The sequence below is a fragment of the Micromonospora sp. D75 genome (assembly GCF_018070405.1).
In the GTDB taxonomy this organism is placed as follows: Bacteria; Actinomycetota; Actinomycetes; order Mycobacteriales; family Micromonosporaceae; genus Micromonospora; species Micromonospora chalcea.
The window spans coordinates 1-4,939 of the sequence record NZ_JAGPXV010000455.1 but is presented as its reverse complement, the minus strand read 5'-3'; the positions used below and the strand labels follow the sequence as shown (position 1 = coordinate 4,939).

The following is a 4,939-nucleotide window of genomic DNA, read 5'->3' as shown; positions in this document are numbered from 1 at the left end:
GGGGTAGGCGTAGTAGGAGAACGGCGCGAGCGGGTGCGGGCCGTCGCCGCAGGACGCGCCGGGCAGCAGCCGGACGCTGACGCGAGGCCGCTCGGCGAGCGCGAGCAGATGCCGCATCTGGTCACGCCACACGTCACCGGGCAGGCCGTCCGGGTCGCAGACCCGCTCGTCGATCAGCGCCGTGTAGTGCGGCGGATCCGGCCGGATCAGCAGCTCCTGACGCGCCGCGCGGGCGCGGACCTCGGCCTCCACGTCCACGTCCCCGGTCAGCGCCGCGCCCGCCGATACACGCAACCGGGCGTACGCCGGGGTCTGGAGCAGGCCGGGCACGAGCGCGCACTGATACTCGACGATGCGCTCGGCGCCCGCCTCCAGCTCGACGTACGCCCGCTGCCGTTCGCCCATCTCGCCGAGCGCCCGGGACCAGCCGCGTCCGGTGGCGGCGTCCCGGGCGATGACTATCAGCTCGTCCCGCTGCGGTGACGGCACCTGATAGACGTCGAGCAGGTCGAGCACGTCGGCCAGGTCGGGCCGACTCTGCCCCAGCTCGATGCGGGACAGCTTCGAGGTGGACGCCCAACCCAGCCGGACGCAGACCTGCTCCAACGTGAGCGACTCGCGACGGCGCAGCCGGCGCAGCTCCACACCGAGCCGCGCCCTCCGGACCACGGGACTTGCTGACAACGGCATGCACGCCTCCCAGGGGAGGAGAGTACGCATGACCATCACGCTCGGCAATACCTCGCCCACACAGCGCTACCACGCCCGGAGTAGGCGCCAGTCGTTCAGGGGCGGTAGGTGCCGAACGACCAGACGTGCCCGGACAGGTCGCGGGCGATGTAGTCACGGGAGCCGTAGTCGGTGTCGAACGGCGCCCTGATGATCTCCGCGCCGGCCGCCCCGGCCCGCTCGTGATGCGCGTCGACGTCCTCGATCGCCAGGTAGACGCGGTAGTCGTCGTCGGCCGGGCGGGGCTGCGGCGCCGGCCCCGGGCCGAGCATCACCAGATCGCCGGCGTACTCCAGCTCGACGTGGACCAGGGTGCCGTCGGGCAGCTCGTGCAGCTCGCGCACGGTGAGGCCGAACGCGGAACAGAGGAAGTCGACGGCGGCTCGCACGTCGGGATAGCGCAAGACGGGATAAACGCTCTGCATGCCGCCAGTCTGCCGCCGCCTCGGTCAGGCCGGATTGGACGAATGAGATCCCGGCCCGGCCAGCGCGGCCGGGGTGACGCCGGCGAACTCGCGGAACTCCCGGATCAGATGCGACTGGTCGTAGTAGCCCCACCGGGCCGCCCGCTCCGCCCATCCGGTGTCGTCGGGCACGGCGGAGGGCGCGGTGAGCACGGTACGGCCCAGGCTCGCGTACGCCCGGTCGAAACGCAGCAGACGGGCGACGGTCCTCGGCGGCAGGCCGAACTCCCGTCGGAACCGGACCGACAGGTGGCGACGCGACCAGCCCAGCTCCTCGGCCAGGGTGGCCACGCCGACCGCTTCCCCGCCGCCGTCCAGCCGCCGCCAGGCGGCCAGCAGGTGCGGGTCCACCGGCGTGGTCGCCGCCAGCCGCGCGGACAGCGCGGCGTCGAGCCGGGCGAAGCGCTCCGGCCAGCCCGGTGCTGCGGCCAGCTCGTCGCGCAGCCGGGCCAGCCAGCCCGCCACCGCGTCGACCGGCGCCGCCCGGTTGGCCAGCTCGGCCAGCGGCAGCCCGAGCAGGCGGCGGGCCGCCGGGGCGGTCAGCATCACCTGGACCCCGGTGCCCGTCCCCACGGTGCGGGTGGCGCACCAGCTGTCGAACGGGCCGGCCAGGAAGGCGTTCGTGCCGTACGCGCCCCGGGCCCGGTCACGCGGGTCGGCGACGTCCATCGGGGCGCCCCAGCCCAGGATCAGCACCACGAACGCGCCCGCCACCTCCCGGCGCGCCAGCGGGACGGACACGTCCTCGCGGTAGCCGAGGTAGCTGTCCACCCACTCGCGCAGTCGCGGATCGGGGCGCGCGACGACGGCCTCGGTCAGCATCGCGCCACCCCGGCCGTCACGCCGGTCACCGGACTCCTGCGGCGTCCATCCCGCGCAGCTCCTTCTTGAGGTCGGCGACCTCGTCCCGGATGCGTGCGGCCAGCTCGAACTGCAGCTCCCGCGCGGCGGCGAGCATCTGGTCGTTGAGCTCCTGGATGAGGTTGGCCAGGTCGGCCCGGGCCATGCCCTCGCGGGACGGGGTGGTCGCGGCGCCCCGGCGGCTGCGGGTCTCCTTCACCGGCGCCTTGCCCCGGGAGAGCTGCCGCACGGCACCGCCGACGTTGCTGTTCTCGGTGTCCTCCGCCTCGCGGTAGATGTCGTCGAGGATGTCGTGGATCTTCTTGCGCAACGGCTCCGGCTTGATGCCGTTCGCCTCGTTGTGCGCGATCTGCTTGGCCCGGCGCCGGTTGGTCTCGTCGATCGCGTCCGCCATCGACGGCGTGATCTTGTCGGCGTACATGTGGACCTGGCCGGAGACGTTACGGGCCGCCCGGCCGATGGTCTGGATCAGCGACCGGCCGCTGCGCAGGAACCCCTCCTTGTCGGCGTCGAGGATCGCCACCAGGGAGACCTCGGGCAGGTCGAGACCCTCCCGGAGCAGGTTGATGCCGACGAGCACGTCGTAGTCGCCCTTGCGCAGCTCGCGCAGCAGCTCGACCCGGCGCAGCGTGTCGACCTCGGAGTGCAGGTAGCGCACCCGGATGCCGTTCTCCAGCAGGTAGTCGGAGAGGTCCTCGGCCATCTTCTTGGTGAGCGTGGTGACCAGGACGCGCTCGTCCCGCTCGGTGCGCAGCTTGATCTCGTGCATGAGGTCGTCGATCTGGCCCTTTGTCGGCTTGACCACGACCTCCGGGTCGATCAGGCCGGTGGGGCGGATCACCTGCTCGACGAACTCGCCCTGCGCCTGCTCCAGCTCCCACGGGCCGGGGGTGGCGGACAGGTAGACCATCTGGCCCACCCGCTCCAGGAACTCGTCGAAGCGCAGCGGGCGGTTGTCCGCCGCGCTGGGCAGCCGGAAGCCGTGGTCGATGAGCATCCGCTTGCGGGAGGCGTCGCCCTCGTACATGCCGCCGATCTGCGGGATCGTCACGTGCGACTCGTCGACCACGGTGAGGAAGTCGTCGGGGAAGTAGTCGAGCAGGCAGTGCGGCGGGCTGCCGGGCAGCCGGCCGTCGATGTGCATGGAGTAGTTCTCGATGCCGGAGCAGAAGCCCACCTGCCGCATCATCTCGATGTCGTAGGTGGTGCGCATGCGCAGCCGCTGGGCCTCCAGCAGCTTGCCCTGCCGCTCCAGCTCGGCCAGCCGCTCGCCCAGCTCGGCCTCGATGTCGCGGATCGCCCGTTCCATCCGCTCCGGGCCGGCGGCGTAGTGCGTGGCCGGGAAGATCATCAAGCTGTCGACCTCGCGGACCACGTCACCGGTCAGCGGGTTCAGGTAGTAGAGCTTCTCGATCTCGTCACCGAACAGCTCGATCCGGACCGCCAGCTCCTCGTACGCCGGGATGATCTCCAGCGTGTCGCCGCGGACCCGGAAGGTGCCGCGCTGGAAGGCCATGTCGTTGCGCGTGTACTGGATGTCGACCAGCCGCCGCAGCAACTGGTCACGGTCCAGCTCCTGCCCCACCTTCACCCGCACTGCCCGGTCGAGGTATTCCTCCGGCGTGCCCAGCCCGTAGATCGCCGAGACGGTGGCGACCACGATGACGTCGCGCCGGGTGAGCAGCGACATGGTGGCCGAGTGCCGCAGCCGCTCGACCTCCTCGTTGATCGAGGAGTCCTTCTCGATGTAGGTGTCGGTCTGCGGGATGTACGCCTCGGGCTGGTAGTAGTCGTAGTAGGAGACGAAGTATTCGACGGCGTTGCGCGGCAGCAGCTCGCCGAACTCCTTCGCCAGCTGGGCCGCGAGGGTCTTGTTGGGGGCGAGCACCAGGGTCGGCCGCTGCAGCCGCTCGACCAGCCACGCCGTGGTGGCGCTCTTGCCGGTGCCGGTCGCGCCGAGCAGCACCGTGTTGCGGTCGCCGCGCCGCACGCGACGCTCAAGCTCGTCGATGGCAGCCGGCTGGTCACCGGCCGGCTGGAACTCACTGACGACCTGGAAGCGGCCGTCGAGCCGGGGAATGTCGAGCGCCATGACACCAACCGTACGCCCGCGGTCCGACACTTCCGGCCACGACCACGGACCGTCCCTGATCAGCTTCGATATTCCCATTGTGTGGCTCATCTCACGGGTTTACCCTCGTACCGTAGGCCGCTCGCGGCGGCCGACCGGGCCGGCGACCGCCCCCTTCCGAGGGCCGGTTGCCCCCGGTGCCAGGGCCGCAGCACCCGGGTCGACCGGCGTGCGCGCCGACGGTGGTCGCGCGCAGGCGCTGACCGGCCGCCGCGAGCGCCCCTGCTCGTCACCGAAACCCCGCTCTCGCGTTTTCCACTCGTGGGGACCTCTCCCGACCGCCGGCCGCGACGCGAGCCGCCCGACACCGGCGCGCCCCCGTCCGCCGCCGCCGCCGGCCGCCCGCGCGGGGCGGGGCGCCCCCGCCGCCACACCGCCCGGGGGGGCGGCGACCAGTCCGTGCCCGGTGAGCCCGGCGGCGGGCACCGCCGCGCCCGCACCCGCACGCCGGCCCGCCCCGCCACCGGGGCGGGCCGGCGCCGCCGCGAGCTCGTCACCGGCCGCTCCCCCGCTCACCCGGCCCGGCCCGGAGGCGGCCCGGAACTGGACGGCGCCGACGACCCACCGGACGGGCCGGGCCGCCGCCGGATCATGCTCGCCGCGCTCGCCGGCGCCGCCGTGATCTCCGCGACGGCGCTGGTCGCCGCGCTGCTGACCGGGACGCCCGGGCCCGACGCACCGGCCGGGACGGCTCGCCCGCTCACCTCCGCCGAGGCCGACCGGGTGGCCGCGCTGCGGGTCACCATCCGGCGCG

At 73.0% G+C, this 4,939-nt stretch carries 4 protein-coding genes and 1 pseudogene; 1 reads left to right on the top strand and 4 read right to left on the bottom strand.

Going from position 1 to position 4,939, the window contains the following annotated elements; all coding sequences use genetic code 11:
• The 4 genes from KBX39_RS22985 to uvrB form a co-directional block, all read right to left on the bottom strand.
• Positions 1–690: DUF5753 domain-containing protein (locus KBX39_RS22985; protein ID WP_210872454.1), on the bottom strand; the 690-nt coding region annotated here is incomplete at its 3' end.
• A 95-nt stretch (positions 691–785) separates the two neighbouring features.
• Positions 786–1,154: a VOC family protein gene (locus KBX39_RS22980; protein ID WP_043329588.1), complete on the bottom strand. Its 369-nt coding sequence runs from the start codon at positions 1,152–1,154 to the stop codon at positions 786–788.
• 24 nt (positions 1,155–1,178) lie between these two features.
• Entirely contained in the window at positions 1,179–2,015 is an 837-nt protein-coding gene (locus KBX39_RS22975; RefSeq protein ID WP_210872452.1) for a helix-turn-helix transcriptional regulator, read from the bottom strand.
• A gap of 25 nt (positions 2,016–2,040) precedes the next feature.
• Positions 2,041–4,146 carry an excinuclease ABC subunit UvrB gene (gene uvrB / locus KBX39_RS22970; protein ID WP_043329585.1) on the bottom strand — a complete coding sequence of 702 codons (2,106 nt, stop codon included), beginning with the start codon at positions 4,144–4,146 and terminating at the stop codon, positions 2,041–2,043.
• Between the two features lie 438 nt (positions 4,147–4,584).
• Between uvrB and KBX39_RS22965 the strand changes: the two are divergent.
• Positions 4,585–4,939 (top strand): annotated as a pseudogene (locus KBX39_RS22965) (hypothetical protein); the annotation flags it as partial.